Annotated in this window: 20 protein-coding genes and 2 pseudogenes; 19 read left to right on the top strand and 3 right to left on the bottom strand. The window is 42.6% G+C overall.

Going from position 1 to position 21,836, the window contains the following annotated elements:
• Positions 1-11: 11 nt before the first annotated feature.
• The 6 genes from A8805_RS09545 to A8805_RS09520 all read left to right on the top strand — a co-directional run bounded on the left by A8805_RS09545 (position 12) and on the right by A8805_RS09520 (position 6,338).
• On the top strand, positions 12-1,559 hold the full coding sequence (locus A8805_RS09545; RefSeq protein ID WP_109710456.1) for a xylulokinase: 1,548 nt from the start codon (positions 12-14) through the stop codon (positions 1,557-1,559).
• An 18-nt stretch (positions 1,560-1,577) separates the two neighbouring features.
• On the top strand, positions 1,578-2,519 hold the full coding sequence (locus tag A8805_RS09540) for a shikimate dehydrogenase family protein (RefSeq protein ID WP_109710453.1): 942 nt from the start codon (positions 1,578-1,580) through the stop codon (positions 2,517-2,519).
• 13 nt (positions 2,520-2,532) lie between these two features.
• Positions 2,533-3,111: a glucose-6-phosphate isomerase family protein gene (locus A8805_RS09535; RefSeq protein WP_109710451.1), complete on the top strand. Its 579-nt coding sequence runs from the start codon at positions 2,533-2,535 to the stop codon at positions 3,109-3,111.
• An 85-nt stretch (positions 3,112-3,196) separates the two neighbouring features.
• Complete coding sequence (locus A8805_RS09530; protein ID WP_109710449.1) at positions 3,197-3,832, top strand: bifunctional 4-hydroxy-2-oxoglutarate aldolase/2-dehydro-3-deoxy-phosphogluconate aldolase; 636 nt, start codon at positions 3,197-3,199, stop codon at positions 3,830-3,832.
• 89 nt (positions 3,833-3,921) lie between these two features.
• On the top strand, positions 3,922-4,875 hold the full coding sequence (locus tag A8805_RS09525) for a phosphoglycerate dehydrogenase (RefSeq protein WP_109710446.1): 954 nt from the start codon (positions 3,922-3,924) through the stop codon (positions 4,873-4,875).
• Positions 4,876-5,186: 311 nt separating this feature from the next.
• Positions 5,187-6,338, top strand: coding sequence for a Gfo/Idh/MocA family protein (locus A8805_RS09520; protein ID WP_109710444.1), 1,152 nt, complete (start codon positions 5,187-5,189; stop codon positions 6,336-6,338).
• Positions 6,339-6,394: 56 nt separating this feature from the next.
• Here A8805_RS09520 and A8805_RS23115 read toward each other — a convergent pair.
• Together A8805_RS23115 and A8805_RS09510 are read right to left on the bottom strand one after the other, a co-directional pair.
• Positions 6,395-7,329: pseudogene (locus A8805_RS23115) on the bottom strand (DDE-type integrase/transposase/recombinase).
• A gap of 318 nt (positions 7,330-7,647) precedes the next feature.
• Positions 7,648-8,991: an ISNCY family transposase gene (locus A8805_RS09510; protein WP_109710442.1), complete on the bottom strand. Its 1,344-nt coding sequence runs from the start codon at positions 8,989-8,991 to the stop codon at positions 7,648-7,650.
• A 173-nt stretch (positions 8,992-9,164) separates the two neighbouring features.
• Between A8805_RS09510 and A8805_RS09505 the strand changes: the two genes are divergently transcribed.
• The 11 genes and pseudogenes from A8805_RS09505 to A8805_RS09460 all read left to right on the top strand — a co-directional run bounded on the left by A8805_RS09505 (position 9,165) and on the right by A8805_RS09460 (position 18,868).
• The gene (locus tag A8805_RS09505; RefSeq protein WP_109710440.1) at positions 9,165-9,785 is read left to right on the top strand and encodes a peptidase C39; all 621 of its coding nucleotides are present in this window, start codon (positions 9,165-9,167) and stop codon (positions 9,783-9,785) included.
• 286 nt (positions 9,786-10,071) lie between these two features.
• A pseudogene (locus tag A8805_RS23110) lies at positions 10,072-10,191 on the top strand (hypothetical protein); the annotation flags it as partial.
• A gap of 2 nt (positions 10,192-10,193) precedes the next feature.
• Positions 10,194-10,955: a tRNA threonylcarbamoyladenosine dehydratase gene (locus tag A8805_RS09500; protein WP_109710438.1), complete on the top strand. Its 762-nt coding sequence runs from the start codon at positions 10,194-10,196 to the stop codon at positions 10,953-10,955.
• 224 nt (positions 10,956-11,179) lie between these two features.
• A complete protein-coding gene (locus A8805_RS09495) occupies positions 11,180-12,259 on the top strand; it encodes a 6-phosphofructokinase (RefSeq protein WP_109710434.1) in 1,080 nt (359 codons plus the stop codon).
• A gap of 63 nt (positions 12,260-12,322) precedes the next feature.
• Entirely contained in the window at positions 12,323-13,897 is a 1,575-nt protein-coding gene (gene dnaX, locus A8805_RS09490; protein WP_109710432.1) for a DNA polymerase III subunit gamma/tau, read from the top strand.
• Positions 13,898-13,900: 3 nt separating this feature from the next.
• Positions 13,901-14,254, top strand: coding sequence for a YbaB/EbfC family nucleoid-associated protein (locus tag A8805_RS09485; RefSeq protein ID WP_109710430.1), 354 nt, complete (start codon positions 13,901-13,903; stop codon positions 14,252-14,254).
• 2 nt (positions 14,255-14,256) lie between these two features.
• Entirely contained in the window at positions 14,257-14,853 is a 597-nt protein-coding gene (recR, locus tag A8805_RS09480; RefSeq protein ID WP_109710428.1) for a recombination mediator RecR, read from the top strand.
• 36 nt (positions 14,854-14,889) lie between these two features.
• Complete coding sequence (locus A8805_RS09475; RefSeq protein WP_109710426.1) at positions 14,890-16,008, top strand: LacI family DNA-binding transcriptional regulator; 1,119 nt, start codon at positions 14,890-14,892, stop codon at positions 16,006-16,008.
• 263 nt (positions 16,009-16,271) lie between these two features.
• Entirely contained in the window at positions 16,272-16,925 is a 654-nt protein-coding gene (gene fsa / locus A8805_RS09470; protein ID WP_109710424.1) for a fructose-6-phosphate aldolase, read from the top strand.
• Between the two features lie 183 nt (positions 16,926-17,108).
• Entirely contained in the window at positions 17,109-17,945 is an 837-nt protein-coding gene (locus A8805_RS09465) for a transketolase (RefSeq protein WP_109710422.1), read from the top strand.
• On the top strand, positions 17,933-18,868 hold the full coding sequence (locus A8805_RS09460) for a transketolase family protein (RefSeq protein WP_109710420.1): 936 nt from the start codon (positions 17,933-17,935) through the stop codon (positions 18,866-18,868). The genes A8805_RS09465 and A8805_RS09460 overlap by 13 nt, the downstream gene beginning before the upstream one ends.
• A gap of 59 nt (positions 18,869-18,927) precedes the next feature.
• Here the strand turns inward: A8805_RS09460 and A8805_RS09455 are convergent, their stop codons facing one another.
• Positions 18,928-19,464, bottom strand: coding sequence for an HD domain-containing protein (locus A8805_RS09455; RefSeq protein ID WP_109710418.1), 537 nt, complete (start codon positions 19,462-19,464; stop codon positions 18,928-18,930).
• Positions 19,465-19,768: 304 nt separating this feature from the next.
• Here A8805_RS09455 and A8805_RS09450 point away from each other — a divergent pair, with 304 nt between their 5' ends.
• Both A8805_RS09450 and A8805_RS09445 read left to right on the top strand, forming a co-directional pair.
• Positions 19,769-20,536: a transposase gene (locus A8805_RS09450; protein WP_109710416.1), complete on the top strand. Its 768-nt coding sequence runs from the start codon at positions 19,769-19,771 to the stop codon at positions 20,534-20,536.
• A 115-nt stretch (positions 20,537-20,651) separates the two neighbouring features.
• Positions 20,652-21,791 (top strand): LysM peptidoglycan-binding domain-containing protein, encoded by a 1,140-nt coding sequence (locus A8805_RS09445; protein WP_109710414.1) that lies wholly within the window; start codon positions 20,652-20,654, stop codon positions 21,789-21,791.
• The last annotated feature ends 45 nt before the right edge of the window (positions 21,792-21,836 follow it).

Raw genomic sequence — 21,836 nt, 5'->3', positions numbered from 1 at the left:
AAGGAGCAGCTATGGAAAATACAAAAAAAATAATTGCTTATGATTTAGGTACCGGAGGAATAAAAGCCTCCTTATTCGATACGGGCGGACAGTCCTGCGCGCACTCATTTATACAATATGATACATACTATGCCGGTGCCGATTTTCATGAGCAAAACCCGGAAGACTGGTGGCAGGGAATTATTCAGTCCACAAGAAAGTTATTGGCACAAACCGGAATATGCCCTCAGGATATTGTCGGGCTGTCTATTTCCGGCCACTCTCTAAGCGTCGTCCCCATTGACGAAAACGGGCAGCTTCTCAGGAACCGTATTCCAATCTGGTCGGATACACGTGCAGAAAAACAGGCAGAAGACTTTTTTGAGACTGTTTCATACGAGGATTGGTACATGCATACCGGTAATGGCTTCCCTCCCGAATGCTATTCCATCTTTAAAATTATGTGGTACCGTGATAACGAACCTGATTTATTTCAAAAAATATATAAAGTACTTGGCTCAAAAGATTACTGTAATTACCGTTTAACAGGCCGTTGTTTCACCGATTATTCTTATGCATCGGGAAGTGGTGTATATGATTTAAAAAGACATACATATATGAAAGAGTATATTGACCATGCTGGGATCAGCGCATCCATTCTTCCTGATATTATTGCTTCTCATGCAGTAGTCGGAACCCTTACTAATGAGGCCTCCGGATTGCTTGGCCTTCCTGCCACAGTGAAAGTGATTTGCGGCGGAGTCGATAACTCCTGCATGGCTCTTGGTGCAAAAGGCACCAAAGACGGACGTACTTATACCTCTCTCGGCTCATCCAGCTGGATTGCTGTCATTGGCAAAGAGCCTATCCTGGATTTCGCATGTAAACCATTTGTATTTGAGCACTGTATTGAGGGACTTTATACTTCCGCAACAAGTATTTTCTCAGCTGGAAATAGTTTCCGCTGGGTCAGAGATGTAATCTGCTCCGAGCTTCTGGAACAGGAGAAAGACGGAAAAATAAAAGATGCCTACACCGTAATGAATAATATGATTGCAAAGTCTCCCCTTGGTGCGAATAAGCTGATCTTTAATCCCAGCATGGCCGGCGGTTCCATGTTTGAAGAAAGCAAGGATATTGTGGCCGGTTATATCGGTCTTACCCTCGGGCATACAAAAAATGATTTGGTGAGGGCGGCTATGGAAGGGATTACATTTAACCTTAAATACGCAATGGATCTGCTTTCCCAGTACCGTCCCGGGATCAGACAGATGCTTCTTGCCGGCGGCGGAAGCAAAAGCCCAATCTGGAGGCAGATGTTTGCAGATATCTTTGATATGGAAATTATCAAGACAAATATTGACCAGGATGCTGCCTCTTTAGGTGCAGCAGCACTTGCAGCATACGGACTGGGATACTGGAAAGATTACGATATTCTCGATACCATTCACAAAGTCAATGCTATCGCAAAGCCAAATCAAGAAAATACGGTGATATATAAAAGACTTTATCCTCTGCACAGAGAGGTCTCACATTATATGGCTCTTACAGGACAGCATTTACATGAACTGGACATCTAATTACAGAAAGGAAATGAAATGAAAAGAAATAAATATATAGAAGCAACACAGCCAACGATTTATTTTATAGGAGTGACAACAGAACAGTCCTCTATTATGAAGGTTTTTCCAAAATGGGCGAAGGCACTTGGTCTGAAAGATGCCGTTATCAAAGGAATCGATTTTGCCCCCCACTCTTCCGCGGAGGAATACAGGGAAGCAGTTACATTTATTAAGAACGACCCGCTTTCGATGGGAGCACTTGTCACTACGCACAAAATTGATTTATTCAACACCTGTAAGGATTTGTTTGAATATGTAGATCCTTATGCAGAAAAATTGGGAGAAGTTTCTTCTATATCAAAGAAGGATGGTAAGTTATGCGCACACGCAAAAGATCCCATTTCCAGCGGACTCGCACTGGAAAACTTTGTGCCCGAGAACTATTGGACAGATTACGACGGTGATGTACTGCTTCTCGGTGCGGGCGGAAGTACACTTGCAATGTCCGTGTATTTTTCCCAGGAGAAATTTGGCAATAACATTCCTAAGAAAATCATCATCGCAAACAGAAGCGTTCCCCGCCTGGAGTCTGCAAAAGCAATCCTGGATGGCATTCATCCTGATATTAAATTTGAATATATTCATAACCCTTCACCGGAAGATAATGATAAGACACTGGCTTCCTTAAAGCCTCATTCTCTCATTGTAAATGCCACCGGATTGGGAAAAGATGGCCCGGGGTCCCCTCTTACGAATGACTGTATTTTCCCAAAAGACAGCCTTGTATGGGAAATCAATTACCGCGGAGACTTATTATTTAAACATCAGGCAGAGGCTCAGGCGGCAGAGAAAAACCTTCACGTGGAAGATGGCTGGATTTATTTCATTCACGGCTGGACACAAGTCATTTCTGAAGTCTTCCATATTGATATCCAGGGTGACTTACTAAATAAATTGAGTGACATCGCTAAATCATAAGGAGGACAGATTCATGAACAACTTTAACTGGGATACCAGCTTTCTGGTAGACTTTGATTTACATACAGGGGAGTCAAAAACATCCGAGGTTACCAAACGGTATCTTTCTCAAATGAAAAATATGTTCAGCGACACAGAAGCTGTTGAAAAGATATTAGAAAACGAAGACCCTGTCATCTATGAATTCCATGAACTTGGATTTCCTGAAGAGGCGGGACATATTGCATTCGGAACCTCTATCGTTCATCCAGGAACTATCGGTAACGAATATTACATGACCAAGGGCCATTTTCACACTATTTTGGAAACTGCCGAGGTTTACTATACATTAAGCGGAGAGGGGTATATGGTAATGGAAAATCCGGAAGGTGATACCATGGAAGTTCCGCTTCGCAAGGGAGAGGTCATCTATGTTCCGAAGCGTTATGCACATAGGTCCGTGAATACAGGAAACATACCGCTTGTTATGTTTTTCAGCTTTGGCGCTGAGGCGGGACACGACTACGGGACAATTGAAACAAAGGGCTATCATAAACTTATTGTTGAAGAGAACGGAAAATCAGCAATTGTAGATAATCCTCATTGGAAATAGAGAAGATTCTTTCTTAGAAGCTCAGGCATGCGTCTATAACTGTATGTCTGAGCCGTAACCAACATTTGTAAGGAGTAAACTTATTATGAGCAAAACAAACTTATTAGCACAAGTTGCAGAAAAGAAGATTGTACCTGTTGTCAAATTAGACCGTACTTCTGATGCAAAACCTCTGGGAGAAGCTTTATGTGCAGGAGGGCTGCCTGTAGCTGAGGTGACCTTCCGTACAGATGCAGCCGAGGAATCCATCCGAATTATGAAGAAAGAATTTCCTGAAATGATGGTCGGCGCAGGCACGGTCGTAAATGTAGAGCAGGCAAAACGGGCACTGGATGCAGGCGCCTCATTTCTGGTATCTCCCGGAATCAGCCGCACGGTGGTAGAATTTGCCCTGGACAACAAACTGCCAGTTTTCCCAGGAACCTGCACCCCTTCTGAAGTCATGATTGCAATGGAGTATGGACTCTCTCTTGTAAAATTCTTCCCGGCGGAACAGTACGGCGGCCTGAACACAATCAAAGCACTTGCTGCTCCATTTCCGGCTATGAAATTCATGCCCACAGGGGGAATCAACGCTTCTAATATTCTAGACTTCCTGGCTTTTGACAGGATTATTGCCTGCGGCGGAAGCTGGATGGTAAAGGATAGCCTTATTAAGGAAGGAAACTTTGCAGAAATCACCCGTCTGACCGGGGAAGCAGTTGCACTTGTATCAAAGTAAAACACCTCACGGGCAGCCGCCAAATGGATATGCACACATATCCTCCTGGCCCGCTGCCTTCGTGAGAATAATAGGAGGCATTTATTCTTATGAAAATATTAGTAACACCAACTTCTCTACAGCCAAATAAGGGCGGTGAGGCATTGAAAGTGCTGCAGGACTTTTCCAATGACCTTGTATTCAATGAATTGGGCCGTCCTTTAACAGAAGACGAGCTAATCCCTCTATTAAAAGACTGCGACGGATATGTGGCTGGCCTGGACTATGTTACGGAAAAAGTCATCAGCTCCTGCCCAAATCTCAAAGTCATCTCCCGCTACGGGGCCGGATATGACCGGGTTGACATCGCTGTTGCCAAAGCCACGGGAGTCCCGGTAACAAACACTCCCGGAGTAAATGCAGAAGCAGTCGGGGAGCTTGCCTTCTCTCTGATTCTCTCCCTGGCCAGAAGGATCCCCTATCTGAACCAGTCCACACGCAGCGGCGGATGGGTCCGCTCTACAGGTATGGAATTAAAAGGAAAAACCATTGGAATCATGGGGCTTGGTGCAATTGGAAAGGTTGTTGCAAGATGCGCCGGAGGATTTGAAATGAACGTCCTGGCCTACGACCCTTATGTAGATAAGGATTACTGTACTGAGCACAAGATTGGAATCCGCACCTTTGATGAAGTGATAGCAGAAGCAGATGTGATCAGCCTTCACCTTCCGCTTACAGATTCCACCAGGCATCTCATCAACAGTGATACCATTGCCCAGATGAAACCATCCGCAATACTTATCAATACTTCAAGAGGCGGAATCATTGATGAAGATGCCGCTTATTATGCGTTAAAAGAATCCCGGCTGGGAGGACTGGGGCTTGACGCGTTCGAGATTGAGCCGCCCACGGAATCCAAACTGTTTGAACTGGACAACGTGGTGGTAACCCCCCACACCGGTGCCCACACAAAAGAAGCCACGGAAAACATGGCTTACGGTTCTATCAGGAACCTCATTGATGTTTTAAGCGGAAAGGAATGCCCGTTTATTGTCAACAGATAACTAAAAAAAGAAGGACTATTGCTTTTTTAGATTTTTCATCTATCTTTGCAGTAGTCCTTCTTTATTCCGTTTATTTCTTCGGATTTTTTTGCAGTAATACTAATATAAGTGCAATCACGCAAGTTACGGCCGCCGGCAGGATAGAACTGTGAAACCTGATTTTCATCCAAAGGTTTGTTAAAATTCAATAAAAAACATGGGAGCTTTATATGGATTGTGATATGATATGAACAGTTAATATGTTAAATTCAAATTTTCGCTCTTTCGAATGTTGAATTTGACGATGCGATTAAAGGCTAAGGAGGAATATTATGAAACGCAGCACAATCCATTATGGTATGGTAGGGGGGAGTTTAAACTCTTTTATTGGCAAAGTACATAAAAATGCTATCAATTTCGAAATCAATGCAAAGCTGACTGCCGGGTGCTTCAGCTCAAACAAATCAAACAATCTGGAAACTGGAAATTATTATAATTTACCAACAGACAGGGTTTACACAGATTATAAAGAAATGGCAGAAAAGGAAAGCCAGAGAAAAGATAAGATTGATTTTGTTTGCGTTGTTACACCCAATTCATCTCATTATGAAATAGTAAAAGAATTTCTGCTGCACGATATTAACGTAGTATGTGAAAAACCATTGTGCTCTGAAATCAGTCAGGCAGAGGAATTGAAAAAAATTGCACTTGAAAGAGGGCTGTTGTTTGCCATAACATACACTTATTCCGGTTATGGGATGGTAAAACAGGCAAAACAGCTTATTGAGGAGGGAAACATCGGCAAGGTTATCAACGTAAATGCGGAATATTTGCAGGAATGGCTTATAGATTCAATTGGCAGCGATGCTTCCAAAACTGCCAAGTTATCTGGTTGGCGGATGGATCCTGACGTTGTGGGTATATCCAATTGTGTTGGCGACATCGGAACTCATATTGAAAACACCGTATCGTATATGACTGGTCTGAAAATCAAACGTGTCGCTGCCAAACTGGATTATTTCAATCAGCCTTTGGATTTAAATGCAAACATGCTGGTTGAGTTTGATAATGGTGCCAGCGGAGTTTATTCCTGCTCGCAGGTTGCTGTGGGATATGCAAACGGCTTAACTATAAGGGTTTTCGGCACTAAGGGCTCCATTGAGTGGCGGCAGGAACAACCGAATCAGCTAAAGGTCACCCTGAAAGGACAGCCCTCAGCTATTTATGAAAGAGGTACGGGATATATTACAGGAAGAGCTGCCCAACTGAACCGTATACCCAGTGGGCATCCTGAAGGTTATTATGAAGCTTTTGCCAATGTCTACAAAACGTATCTTGGTGCCATTTTAAAAACTATTAACGGAGAAGAGCTAACAGCAGAAGATTTGGATTTCCCCCAAATTGAAGATGGGGTTGAAGGTGTAAAATTTATTTTTGCAGTTGTAGAAAGTGCTAGAAATGATTCGGAATGGTTTGTAATTTGATCTTAATTAGATTCAAAAAATAGTTAAATTTCATTTGTTGGTTTGTCAAACATATGTTACAGTGAGCGTAAATAATCCTTTAATACCTCTGCTGGAGATTTCCATCCAAGGGGTCTCATGGGAAAGCGGTTATAATCCCTTGTGTTATAGAGTTTTAGCTGTCTGCGAAAGTCCTCCAATGAGTAGAACCGATGAGTGGCATAAAACCGTTCATTATCCTTTCTGTGACTGCGCTCTACCTTCCCATTATGTCTGGGAGTGTAGGGACGGATTAACTTATGGTGGATGCCATGCTGTTGTAGCTTTACCTGAAAAAGCGTGAGTTTGTCTGAGCCACCATAAGAAGCAAACCGTTTCGTAAACTCCTGTCCATTATCGGTCTGCACGCACTCGATTGGTAATGGAAATGCCTGGATCAGATGTTCCAGAAATTGTGCGGAGGAATAAGAGCTGTGTTCTTCAAAGGCTTCCACAAAACGCCACCTGGAAAACTCATCGATGCGGTATATTGATAAAAACGTTTTCCTTTTGCTTCATTGACCAGGCAGACGCAAGGAACAAATTTGACATCGATTTGGATACGCTGTCCGGGGTAACTCATGGATTCGTAAGGCTTAGGGATATACTTGGGATTTTGAGGCTTTACAGGCAGAAACCCCTGTTTCTTAAGGAAACGGTAGAGTCCAGGGATGGAGCGGGAGTATCCCCGCTGCATGAGCTTGATCCAAAAAACAACAAGCCCAGCATTTGGATTGCGTCTACGCATATCTGCGATAAGTTTTATTTCGGCATCGGTATGCTGGTTGGGGTGATGATGAGGTCTTTTGGAACGATCCCTAAGGGATTCCATGGAACCATTAAAGCGTCGTTTCCAACGGTAGATGTACTGTCTGTTAGTCTTATATCTGATGGCGGCTTTGGAAACCCCATACTTATCAGCGTATTGAATGAGAGATAGACGATACCTCATATCCTGTGTTATACTAGCCATGCGAGAATACTCTCCTTTGCGTTGGTTTTTGTTGTGGTGACTTAAATATAACACAAAAAGGTATTCTCGCTTTTTAATTATTTAGTTTTGTAACACATGTATTGTAATCCTACAAATTCAAAAAATAGTTAAATTTCATTGTAATGTCAATAACTTATGAAAATGTCACTTTTTTAAGGCAACATTAACTTGTGAAAATGTCACTTTTTAATTGGATGCCTAATTTTAATTATCATTGCAACTGTATCAAGGATGATATGAACAGCAAAGCTGTCCTTGACACAGTAGCAATTGATAATTCTTTCGTAGTCAAGCCAATTAAGAAGCCGAAGACTGCTGTTTCTCGAAGAACAGCTCAAACAGAAACTTTAATGATAGATTATAGTCTTCTTGCCACCAAATCTTTTTCCACTCATCAGTGCTGTGGTGAAGATGAGGCATAACCGTTTTTATTGCTTTCTTTGGTACATTTGTGTTGGTGGTTTTATTCTGTGGCTTTAAATACCGTATGACTGCGTAGGCTTTTCCTTTATAAGTAACACGTATTCCAAACCTTGGGTTGATTAGCACCGTGATTTCACGTCTTGCTGAAATGATGGGAAAACCTTGGTCCAGAACCTGAAAGCATCGATTTTTAAAAGCGAAGGTTCCTGCATGATCTGTCTTGCGCTGGTGTCTTACACACAAGATTTCATCGATATCACAGCTTTCTTTCAGTGGTACAAAGAGAGTATTACCCTCCGGTTCCACAGAAAACTTGCGGTTATAGGAAAAGCGATAGTCTGCAAGAAAAGCGTTGGCTTCTTCAAGGGTTTTGATATTATGTTTTGCGAATTCTACAGGGAGTCGACTTTGCAGGGTTACCCATAGACGTTCTATACGGCCTTTTACTTGGGGTGTTTTTGCAAAAATCATATCCACCCCCAATTCGTGCATGGAGCGACCAAACTGAGTGAGATTTACGGTTTTACCATCGATTAGTTCTTCAACAGTAAGTTTTCCTGTCTTCGGAGAACGAAAGATGGTGTGTCTGTCGGAGTAAACGGACTGTGGGACACCAAAGTCTAAGCAGCATTGACGCATCATTTCAAGATAGCCAAAAAGGCATTCGTTCTGGGTCATGTAAAGTCCAACAATATTACCTGTGGCGTCATCTATGGCACCATGTAAGGTGTATTTCTTATTCTCAGTAAACCATTCATAAGGAGTGGCATCAATCTGTATAAGCTGTCCGGGATGCTCTTTTCGTTTGCGTCGATGAGTACGATGACGAATTTTTTTCTTTTTAGGGCTTTCAATTCCATTACTTTTTAGTATACTAGAAAGAGAGGAATACGAGAGGGCAATCTCGTAGTCTTCTAAGAGTATTTCTTTAAAGTGGAGGAAGTTGACTTGTGAGAATTCGGGTAAGGAATGAATTGCGAGGACGGCTTCCTTCGTCTTATCAGTAACAGCGTGAGCGGGCTTTCTGCCAGTGTTTTTATGAATCAAAGATTCAGCACCAGATTCTAAGAGTCCTTTCTTTAAGCGAGTAATCTGGCGAGGAGAAAGCGAAAGTAGCTCAGCAGCTTGTTGTCTAGTAATGGATTTGTCGATGAAGCTGTTAATAACCCTAAAAGTTTTTAGTTGTTTTTGAGACAATGTAATTTTTCCTTCTTTCATGTTTTATAGTTTATCAGAAAGTGACATTATCTCAAGAGAATCCTAAGGTGACATTATCACAAGTTAATAACAGTTAAATTTCATTGTAATTGAAAATTTCTACATATTATGCTATAATCCTTCGGAATAACATCAGATGCCTGCCGGGCTGATATCTAAAGGAGTAAGTTGTCATGAAAAATCCATTGCATTACCAGTTATCTGAATATGATTGTGGTCCGACTTCCATGCTGAACGCGGTCAGCTATCTTTTTGAGCGGGAGACAATTCCGCCCGAATTGATTCGTAATATTATGCTGTACTGTCTCGATTGTTACGGTTCGGAAGGTGTATTGGGAAAAAGCGGTACTTCCTGTACTGCCATGATGTTTCTGAGCAACTGGCTTCAAGGCTTTGGGACGGCGGGGCATCTGCCTATTTCGAGCAGCTACCTGTCTGGTAAAAATGTGTTTATCGGGGAAGAAAGTATGGTTAACGATGCACTGCGTAGAGGCGGCGTGGTGGTAGTAAGATTGTTTTATGACGTAGCACATTATGTTCTTTTAACCGGGGAACAAGATGGCAGTATATTAATGTTTGATCCCTATTACGAAACGGATCCATTTTCTGAAACTGATGTCCTGGTAACTCAGGAGCATCCTCTTTCTTATAACCGCGTTGTCCCTTTTTCCTATTTCAACAAGGAGTCACAGGAACTATATGCCCTTGGAGATATAGAGGGACGTGAGGCAGTTCTGATGTTCAATGAGCATACTAAGCTGACTGCGGATAAAACGATTGAATATTTTATATAATAAGAAACTAAGGTTTCTATATTTATGTAATAAGAAACTGCGTTTCCTATTACATAAATACCTTTTGGGGAATCGCACTGCGGCGTAAGTAGAAGCTGTTGCTATGCGACCAACCCAGACGCAGGAGTTTGCGAAACAAACTCTTTATTTTCTATAGAAGCAATTTCAGGTATAGGAGACAACTGGAGTGGTTATTACATTAGACGAAGTAATAGAACTAAGAGCAGAAGTAAGAAAATACTTTCAGGCAGCGGTTCATTTTCATGATACATGAGGCAGCCAATATTTTTCTCTGGATCAAGAGAACGATGAACTGCGCGAATATATTATAGAGTATCTTAAGAAAAAGAATTTACGTGCAGTTTTTTCGGAAGACGGCGTACAGTTCTATGTTGAGGAGTTATAGATATGCTGAATCAATTTTCAAGAACAGAATTAATTTTTGGCAAGGATGCCATGGAAAAGCTTGCGGCTGCAAGGGTAGCTGTATTTGGTATAGGGGGAGTGGGCGGTTATACTGTGGAAGCACTGGTGAGAAGCGGTGTGGGAGCAGTAGATTTGATTGACGATGACAAAGTTTGTCTGACGAATATCAACCGTCAGCTTTATGCTACGCGAAAAACAGTAGGCAAATATAAGGTTGATGTTGCCGCTGAACGGATTGCTGAGATTAACCCGGATGTGACCGTGCGCACCTATAAGACATTTTACGTTCCTGATACTGCAGGACAGTTTGATTTTGCAGAATATGACTATGTTGTGGACGCTATCGATACTGTCACCGGGAAGCTGGCACTTGTGGAAAATGCAGGTATTGCAGGTACACCCATTATCAGTTCCATGGGGGCCGGGAATAAAGTGGATCCTACCGCATTTCAAGTGGCGGACATTTACAAAACTTCCGTTTGCCCGCTGGCAAAGGTTATGAGACGTGAACTTAAGAAGCGGGGAATCAAAAAATTGAAAGTCGTTTATTCCAAAGAAATGCCGATTACACCCCTTGATGATACAGCAAACAGTTGCCGGACAAATTGCATCTGCCCGCCGGGAACCGCCCGGAAATGTACCCAGCGCCGCCAGGTACCGGGGAGCAATGCTTTTGTACCATCGGTTGTGGGGCTGATTATAGCAGGAGAGGTAATAAAGGATTTGGTGAAAATGCAGGAGTAAAGAAAGAAGATTAAGAAGCTTCCTTAATAATGGAGTTCTGGCAACAGCTTTCGCAAAATTTGCGGCAGCTGTTATTTGTTATATACGTTTCTGTATCAACAAGATGTTAATTATTTTGTCTTCCGTAAAATGATTCCTTCTTGTTACGCTGTTTGAAATGGGGTATAATTATAAAAATAAGAAAAGCTTCGCCTTACAGGACTTTGGAAAAGGAGGATTCAAGTATGTTGAGAATTGGGATGTTGACCAGTGGTGGAGACTGCCAGGCACTGAATGCAGCGATGCGGGGTGTGGTAAAGGGTGTGTGCTCAAAACGGGATGATGTGGAGATATATGGTTTCAGAGATGGATATAAAGGGTTAATTTATGCTAATTTTGATATGCTGACCGCTAAAAACTTTTCGGGGATTCTGACAAGAGGCGGAACGATTTTGGGAACCTCCAGGCAGCCATTTAAGTTGATGGGTGTTCCGGATGCAAATGGATTAGACAAGGTATCAGCTATGAAGCATACATACCATAAGCTGAACCTGGACTGTTTGGTTGTTTTAGGGGGGAATGGTACGCATAAGACGGCAAATTTATTAAGAGAAGAGGGACTGAACGTAATTACCCTTCCGAAAACAATAGACAATGACCTGTGGGGAACCGAGATGACATTTGGATTCCAGAGTGCGGTGGATATTGCCACAGATACTATTGACAGAATTCATACAACAGCTACTTCACACAGCCGTGTATTTATTATAGAAGTTATGGGACATAAGGTAGGTCATGTGACCCTCCATGCGGGAGTGGCCGGAGGGGCAGACATCATTTTGCTTCCGGAGATTCCTTACGATATTGATGTGATTGCAGACGTGATTCAAAAGCGCAGCGGATCTAACAAATCGTTTACTATATTGGCAGTGGCGGAAGGGGCTGTTTCGAAGACAGATGCGCAGCTGAAAAAGAAAGAATATAAAGACAAGCTGGCGAAACGGAAATATCCTTCTATCGCCTATGAGCTGGCAGAGCAGATTCAGCAGAAGACGGATAAGGAAGTACGTATTACTGTTCCGGGACATACACAGCGGGGAGGTTCTCCTTGTGCATATGACCGTGTTATTGCTACAAGAGTAGGAGCAGCTGCGGCGGAGCTGATTTTGAAGAAAGAATATGGCTACATGATTGGTATAAAGAACGGAGAGACACAAAAGGTTCCGCTTCAGAATGTAGCAGGCAGGCTGAAAACAGTGGACCCGAACTGCAGTCTGATTCAAGAAGCAAAGAGAATCGGAATAAGCTTTGGGGATGAAATTTAAAAGGTAACTGTTCATGGTTCTGAACAGATACTTTAAAAGAAGAATAGATCAGAGGTGTAATTCATGTCGTATACGGCACTTTACAGAAAGTTCCGCCCTATCTCATTTGAGGATGTGAAAGGGCAGGACCATATCATTACAACTTTACAGAACCAGATTAAGGCAAACCGTATTGGACATGCCTATCTGTTCTGCGGAACCCGGGGGACCGGAAAAACCACTGTGGCAAAGATATTTGCCAAGGCAGTGAACTGCGAACAACCGGCAGACGGCAGTCCCTGCGGTGAGTGTGCAATGTGTCAAACCATTGCGGCAGGGACGTCCATGAACGTGATTGAAATTGATGCTGCATCTAACAATGGTGTGGACAATATCCGTGAAATAAGGGAAGAGGTAACCTATCGGCCCACAGAAGGACGTTATAAGGTCTATATTATAGATGAGGTGCATATGCTTTCCATAGGTGCTTTTAATGCGCTCTTAAAAACATTGGAGGAGCCGCCGGAATATGTGATTTTTATCCTTGCAACGACTGAGGTGCATAAGATACCGATTACCATTCTGTCCCGGTGCCAGCGTTATGATTTTAAGAGAATCAGCATTGATACCATTACAGAACGGATGAAGGAGCTTATGACCGCGGAGCAGGTAGAGGTGGAAGATAAGGCAATCCGGTATGTAGCGAAGGCGGCGGACGGCTCTATGCGTGATGCTTTAAGCCTTTTGGACCAGTGCATCGCATTTTATCTTGGGCAGAAGCTGACCTATGATCATGTACTGGAAGTGCTGGGAGCAGTGGACACAGATGTGTTCAGCCAGCTTTTACGTAATATCATGAAACGGGATATACCAAAGGTGCTGGATACAGTGGAAGAATTAATTATGCAGGGAAGGGAACTGACACAGCTTTCAACGGACTTTACCTGGTATCTCAGGAACTTGCTTCTGGTGAAAACATCTGATAATATAGAGGATGTGTTAGATGTGTCTACGGAGAATATGCTGCAGTTAAAGGAAGAGGCTCAGATGATAGAGCCAGACATGCTGCTTCGGTATATCCGCATTTTTTCTGAACTGTCAGGGCAGCTTAAATATGCAGCGCAAAAGAGAGTCCTGCTGGAGGTTGCGTTGATTAAGCTCTGTACACCGGCAATGGAGGTAGAGCAGGATACACTGCTGGACCGTATACGTGCGGTGGAAGAAAAGCTGGAGCAGGGGATCCCGGCAGCAGCAGTACAAGTGCAGACTGTATATGCAGACGGTGGCGGAGGCAGTGCAGCAGCTAAGAAACTTCTGAAACCGGAACTTCCAAATGCCATCCCCGAAGATGTCCAGGAAGTTGTGAAGAACTTCAGACCCATTGCAGATGAAGCCCCTGGAATGATCCGCACATTTTTGAAGAAAGCAAGGCTGAGTCTTGGCGGGGATAACAGGCTGATGATTGTTATGCCCGGAACTTTGGAAGCGGACATGGTAGGAAGGGCTGAACATAAGCAGGAGCTGGAAGCATTGATTGAAAACAGGATAGGAAAGAAAGTAGAAGTGGAAGTCTGCCATGTGGAGGAAGGACGCCATTTTGAAGATACATTTGTAGACATTGAAAAGAAAATTAATATGGAAATAACAGTGGAGGATTAAATTATGGCAAAAAAAGGCGGTTTTCCAGGCGGTGGTATGCCCGGCAATATGGCAAATCTGATGAAGCAGGCACAGAAGATGCAGCGTCAGATGGAGGAACAGGCAAAAGAACTTGAAACAAAAGAATTTACGGCTGCGGCAGGCGGCGGGGCTGTAGAAGTTACCATATCCGGCAAGCGTGAGGTAATGAGAGTGAAGCTGCAGGAGGAAGTAGTTGATCCGGAAGATATTGAAATGCTGGAGGATCTGATTGTAGCAGCAACGAATGAGGCATTACGGCAGGTGGAGGAAGTGTCCAGCTCTGCAATGAATAAGCTCACAGGAGGGCTCGGCGGCGGAATACCGGGAATGTTCTAACAATGGACTATTATAGTAATCAAATCAGCAGGCTGATTGAGGAATTTTCCCGTTTGCCGGGAATCGGAGTCAAATCAGCCCAGAGGCTTGCCTTTCATATTATTAATATGCCAAAGGAACAGGTGGATAGTCTTGCAAAGTCTCTCGTGGATGCACGAAATAATGTCAGGTACTGCGCACAGTGCTGTACCCTGACAGACCATGAAATCTGCCCGATCTGCAAGAATCCGGACCGGGACCAGAAGATGATTATGGTGGTAGAAACCCCCCGGGATTTGGCTGCTTATGAGAAGACGGGAAAATACAATGGCGTTTACCATGTGCTGCATGGGGCCATTTCTCCCATGCTTGGCATTGGACCGGGAGATATCCGTCTAAAAGAGCTTATGGAACGTTTGCGGGGAGATGTGGATGAAGTAATTATTGCAACAAATTCCAGCCTGGAAGGTGAAACAACAGCCATGTATATCAGTAAACTGATTAAGCCCACAGGGATTAAGGTGAGCAGGATTGCCAGCGGTGTTCCGGTGGGCGGTGACCTGGAATATATTGATGAGGTAACGCTTTTAAGGGCTTTGGAAGGCCGGATGGAGTTGTAGCAGGCGGTACTTGAATCAGAACAAGGGTGTAGGATGATGTATAAGAAAAAAGTGACTTCTTCGGACGTGGCACGAAAAGCGGGAGTCTCTCAGTCTACCGTTTCCATGGTGTTAAATAAAAGGTATAATGTTTCTTTTTCTAAGGATGTGGTCCGCAGGGTGGAGGAAGCCGCGGCGGAATTGGGCTATGAACTGCCCAAAAGGAAGCGGTATAAAGAAAACAAACGGGAAAAGTTGTTGGTAGTGCTCTGTCCGAATCTGACCAATCCTTATTATGTGATGCTGCTCCAGGGAATCGAATCCCGGGCAACGGAACAGGGTTTTGGCTTATTTGTCTGCAATACACAGAGAAGCCTGGAACTGGAAGAAAGATATTTAAAAATGATGCCCTCCCTGAATCCCCAGGGAGTTATTTATACCTGCAATCCCAGCCGGTGCTTCATGCCTATAGTAGAGGGGCTTTCTGAGCAGATTCCCTTTGCTATTATTAACAATCAGAATGAAAAGCTGGATGTAGATGCGGTGGAACTTGATAATTCGAAACTGGGAAGAATTATGGCGAAGCATCTGCTTGAGCTGGGGCACAGGCATGTGGCATATATCGCACCGCCCCTGACTGTAAGGCAGAAACAGCGCTCCAAGCGGGTGGAAGGATTTCTCAAGGAATTTAGAGATGCCGGAATTGGTGAGAATGTGGTTATAAAGGCGGCCAATGAAAAGATTGATAAAAATATTCCCGGTATCGATTCTGAGTACCGCATCGGATACGATCTGACAAAGGAGCTGCTGGCTGAGAATAAGGAGCTGACCGCTATTGTCGGGCTGAATGACATGATTGCTTTTGGGATACTGGATGCTCTTTATGATGAGAAGTATAAAGTTCCCGGGGATATGTCGGTTATGGGGTGTGATAATACCCTGTTTGCCAGGATGCACAAGGTATCACTGACAACGATAGAGCATTTTGTGATTTATAAAGGCCGGGATGCTTGTGATATTATTATGAAAAAGATTAAAACAAGGGACAGGCAGTATTCGGAAATGGAGCCGATCAGTATTTACCATGTAGAATATGAGCCAAGGCTTGTTACAAGAGGAACCACCTCATATCCAAGAAGTAAAAAAAGAAAAGCAGTTACAGTCCAGCCGGAATAAAAAATTAATTTAATGGAGTAAGTTATTAATAATAAGTTCATTTTCAAATTAAGTTGAGTGTTTGGGATATTACAAATGATAGCGGAAAATCGCTTTATATTCAAAATGAAGTATAGGATTATAATAAATGGGCTACTAATAATTTGATAATATTAATTGATGAAAACTATTGATAATTTGTTGGACTATTGACCCGATTATTTGCAAAGGCTATAATTAGAAACATGGAAATATAGGGATTCAAGTCTAAGGAGGAACGGACAATGAAATTTTTTATCGACACAGCAAAAGTAGAGGATATTAAGAAGGCAAACGACATGGGTGTCATTTGCGGAGTTACTACAAACCCTTCTTTAATTGCAAAAGAAGGACGAGTTTTTGAAGAAGTAATCGCGGAAATCGCTTCTATAGTAGATGGTCCAATCAGCGGAGAGGTAAAGGCAACAACAGTAGATGCTGAGGGTATGATTAAAGAAGGAAAAGCAATTGCAGCAATTCACAAGAATATGGTAGTGAAGATTCCTATGACAGTAGAAGGTCTGAAAGCTTGTAAAGCTCTTTCTGACGCAGGAATTAAAACAAATGTAACATTAATTTTTTCAGCAAACCAGGCACTTCTTGCAGCAAGAGCAGGGGCTACATTTGTATCTCCGTTCCTGGGACGTTTAGATGATATCTCTGTCCGCGGAACAGACTTAATTGCTGAGATTGCTGAGATTTTTGCAGTATCAGGAATCGAGACAGAAATTATTGCAGCAAGCGTGCGTAATCCAATCCATGTAACAGACTGCGCTCTTGCAGGAGCAGATATCGCAACAGTGCCATACTCAGTTATTGAGCAGATGACACATCATCCGTTGACAGATGCAGGAATTGAGAAGTTCCAGGCAGACTATAAAGCAGTATTTGGTGAATAATATGATACCAGGGTCAAAAGGTCATGTTTTTCATACTTGCATGAAAAACATGACTTTGGGACCCGCAAAACATGAGAAAGTAGCCCGAATAGGGCGGATTTCGAATGTTTTAGGATTGCGAGAGCACAAAGTGCGTAGAATCCGTAGGTGTCATATAATAATATTAAAAGCAGGAGGAATTTCATGAACAAGTTAGAATTAATGAAGACTGCAAATGAGATCCGCAAGGGAATCGTGACAGCAGTATACAGTGCAAAATCCGGTCATCCGGGCGGTTCTCTGTCAGCAGCAGACATTTACACATATCTTTATTTTGAAGAATTGAACATTGATTCGGAGGACCCTAAAAAAGCAGACCGTGACAGATTTGTATTATCGAAGGGACATACAAGTCCAGGACTATACTCGACTTTGGCATACAGAGGCTTTTTCCCGGTTGAGGACTTAAAAACCTTCCGTCATACAGGTTCTTATCTTCAGGGACATCCAGATATGAAGCATATTCCGGGAGTAGACATGTCATCAGGTTCTTTGGGACAGGGAATCTCAGCGGCAGTTGGTATGGCAATTTCAGCACAGGTATCAGGAGACAGCTACAGAGTGTATACTCTGCTTGGTGACGGGGAGCTTCAGGAAGGCCAGGTATGGGAGGCTTCCATGCTGGCAGCTCACAGAAAACTGGATAACCTGGTTGTAATCGTAGACAACAACAACCTTCAGATTGATGGTGCAGTGGATGAAGTAAACTCTCCTTATCCTATTGATAAGAAATTTGAAGCATTCAATTTCCATGTAATTAATATTGATGGAAATGATTTTGATGAAATTGATGCTGCCTTTAAAGAAGCAAGGACTGTAAAAGGACGTCCTACGGCAATTATTGCTAAGACAATTAAAGGAAAAGGCGTTTCCTTCATGGAAGACCAGGCTTCATGGCATGGAGCTGCTCCGAATGAAGAGCAGTATAAAGTGGCAATGGAAGATTTAGAGAAAGTAGGTGAAGCATTATGTCAGAAGTAAAGAAAATTGCAACAAGAGAAAGTTATGGCAATGCTTTAGCCGAGTTAGGAAAAGAGCATGAAGACGTTATGGTACTGGATGCGGACCTTGCTGCAGCTACAAAAACTGGTGTGTTCAAAAAGGCAGTGCCTGAAAGACATATCGACTGTGGTATTGCAGAGTGTAATATGATGGGTGTGGCAGCAGGACTGGCGACAACAGGAAAAGTACCATTTGCAAGTACATTTGCAATGTTTGCGGCAGGACGTGCATTTGAACAGATACGTAACTCTATTGGATATCCGAAACTGAATGTAAAAATCGGAGCAACACATGCAGGAATTTCTGTAGGTGAGGATGGTGCTACACACCAGTGTAACGAAGATATTGCCCTGATGCGCACGATTCCGGAAATGGTTATTATCAATCCGGCTGACGATGTTGAAGCAAAAGCGGCAGTACAAGCGGCATATGAACATGTAGGTCCGGTATATATGCGTTTCGGAAGACTGGCAGTTCCGGTCATCAACGATAAACCAGATTATAAATTTGAACTTGGCAAAGGTGTTGTTCTGAGAGAAGGTAAAGATGTTACCATCGTTGCAACAGGACTTCCTGTATCCAACTGCCTTGCAGCAGCAGAAAAACTGGCAGCAGATGGAATCGATGCAAAAGTCATTAACATCCATACAATCAAACCTTTGGATGAAGAACTCATTATTGCAGCAGCAAAAGAAACCGGAAAAGTTGTTACGGTTGAAGAACATTCCGTAATAGGCGGGCTGGGAAGCGCAGTATGCGATGCACTGGCACAGCATGCTCCAACAAAAGTAATGAAGATTGGTATCAATGACACGTACGGAGAATCCGGACCTGCAGTAGAGCTGGTGGAGAAATACGGACTCGGCGTAGACAGTATATATGAGAAAGTAAAAAATTTCTAAGAAAAAGGGTCAGTTCTTAATAGGGGACTGACCCTTTTGAGCTCCATTTTCAGAATAGTTTAACAATTCTTTGACCATTTCATAAACGGCTGGCTTGTCTCCAGTGTACCGCAGTATTTATCTGTAAAGGTAGTTATCCAGCCTTCTTTTGTACGGGGCACACGGAAAAGGGTTACGGGCCACATATGGCTTAATATGATATCTTCTTCTATGGCATTCAATTCAAAAAATTTCTTTGCATGTTTATAAGCACATTTCGGATGCGTCATCCCGTGAAAATGATCCCCTGTTTTGGCAGTATGGGTATGCCAGTCATATAAAAATAAATCATGAAGCATCCCGCCGCGGGCTGCGGAACGTGCATCCAGTTCCAAAAAGCGGCACCAGATATAATTGTAATATGCTACATGCAGGCAATGCTGATAACAGTTTGTATGACCGTGGTGAGGATACAGCTTCATCCGCAGGACAACCGGATGGTGGGCAATATCGCGGATACATTCATAAAAATCGTCGCCCCAGTCCCGGCGCAGGTCTTCTTTCTTCTCAGAAGCTTCCCGCCGCAGGTTTGTAAGTAATTTATTTTCAAATCTCATGATAAAACACCTCTATTTTTATTTATTCTATAATAGCACGCTGTATTTACAGATTCAATTTACGATGGAAGTTTTAATAAAAATATGATATTCTAATCCCATCTACTATTACCTTATGTCTTATTTTATACCAGATGGGCAGACAAATTCAATGATAGAAACTATACTCCTTGAATTACTAATGTTCAAGAAGGTATATGATCATTCATAACGGTAAAACATTCATCAAAATCTTAGTTCCATTCCGGAACAAATATTTCACAAAATATATTTAAAACAGAAAATTTATAATTAAGGAGGACACATGCCGAGAGAAAAAAGAAGAGAAAGCGGAACAGGATTTTATCACATTATAATAAGAGGAAACAATGAAGAAAAAATATTTGAGAAGGATAGTGATAAGATTGCATTTAAAAATATTCTGAGAAAGGCGTTGGAAGAGTATCCGGTTACAATTTATTCTTATTGTATTATGACAAACCACGTTCATATCATGCTGGAGGCTGTATACAACGTACTTCCCAGGTTTATGCAGCGCGTTAATTCGACATATGCAGAGAGCTATAACGGCAAATATGATAGATGCGGCCATGTATTTCAGGGGCGTTATTACAGTGATTGCGTAGAAACCGAGGAATATTACTGGTGCTGTCTTCGTTATATACATAATAATCCAGTAAAAGTTTACCTTGCCAAAGTACCATTTGACTATCCATTCAGCAGTGCTGTGGAGTATAAGAAAGAGGCTTCAGAATTGATAGGAAAGGCGGCTCTTAAGATATTAAGAACACGCTTTCAGAACATGGATGAATTTTGGGGATTTCACCGTTTGTTTGAGCAAAAATCCTTTCTCGATACCGTTGAGGATGAACAGGTTCACAACTGTGAACGGGTTAGAATATTAGCAGAGCGATATCTGTTTGATAACCGTATAGAAGAGGTTGAGATACTGCTGACAGTAGGGGGTATAAAAAAGAAATTCTTTGAGGCCTGTAAGCGGGAGACAGGATTGTCCGCGAGAAAAATTGAGAATATTCTGAAAATGGAATGCAAAAGGGTCAGTCCCTTTTGAAAAGGGACAGTCCCCCTTTGGGTCCGCTTTTGTCGAACGCACATGACACTAACCGATAAATTCAGCCTTTTCGTTGTGATATGCTTTAGAAAAATTTTATTCAGAGGTGAGTGTAATGGAAAGACAGATACCTAAAAATGTACGTCAAATCGGGAACGTAAGTGACACCCCGAAGATTTATGTGGAAGATTATGTTGACACATTTTTTGCGCAGTTGTGCGAAAAAGCGGGCGAAGGGCCAATTGGTGCATTCCTGGTTGGGGATATGCAGAAAACGAATGATGAAGAATATGTTTACATATATGGAGCGATTCAGATACATGATCTGCAAATATCCGGTAAGGATTACGTGATTGATGATGATGCGTGGAAAAGGGCATATGAGGAGTGTAAACAGTATTTTGAGGATGGGGAGATGCTCGGCTGGTTTGTTGCCCATCAAGGGGTGCCGCTGGAACCGGAACACAATACGGTAAAGTTTCATAAAAAATCGTTCCCGAAGAAAAATACAGTTTTCATTATGAAAGATCCTGTGGAGAAGGACGAGGTATATTATGTCCTGAAACTCAATGATTTGATGGAAATCGGCGGGCACTATACATATTATGAGAAGAACCCGTGTATGCAGAACTATATGATCTCGACTAGAAAGAAGAATGGGGTGTGTCCCTCGGAAACTGTTGAAGATAGAGCTGCAAAGGATTTTCGTAGTCTGGTTAGAACCCGAGAGGAACAACTGCACCAAAAAAGAACCAATAGGCTGATGTATGCAGTCAGTGCATGCCTGGTATTGGTTGTTATTATCATGGGAGTTACAACGCTTAATAATTTTGATAAGATGAAGTCTGTGCAGAGTACGCTGAACAGCCTTTCAAATTCTTCTTCATCCGATACCCAGTCGGTGGAGGCGAGAGAAACAAATGGAAATGTGACTGCTGTCACAGGTGAACCGTCAGAGCAGCAGGTCAAGGATGACAGTCAGGAAAATAAAGCTCAGGAAGAAGAGGGACAAGCAGTTGGCGATGCGTCCGATGAACAGAATTCAAATGACGGCGCACAGGATGCTGACACATCTCAGACAAGTTCAGGGGCAAATGGCAGTGATGGTGTGTACATAGTAGAGCAGGGTGATACATTAGCTGTTATCAGCCGGAAAACATATGGGGATGTAAGCCATGTAGATGCAATATGCAAAATGAATGGCCTGACTGACGGAAATCTGATTTACGTAGGGCAGAAATTGGTTTTGCCATAAAACCTACTACTAATGTCTGGTAAGATATGATATAATCTTCTGATA

The sequence above is a fragment of the Faecalicatena contorta genome, from assembly GCF_003149105.1.
GTDB classification, from domain to species: domain Bacteria; phylum Bacillota; class Clostridia; order Lachnospirales; family Lachnospiraceae; genus Muricomes; species Muricomes contortus_C.
Note: the sequence above shows the minus strand (reverse complement) of the source record. Positions and strands in the feature narration are given on the sequence as shown.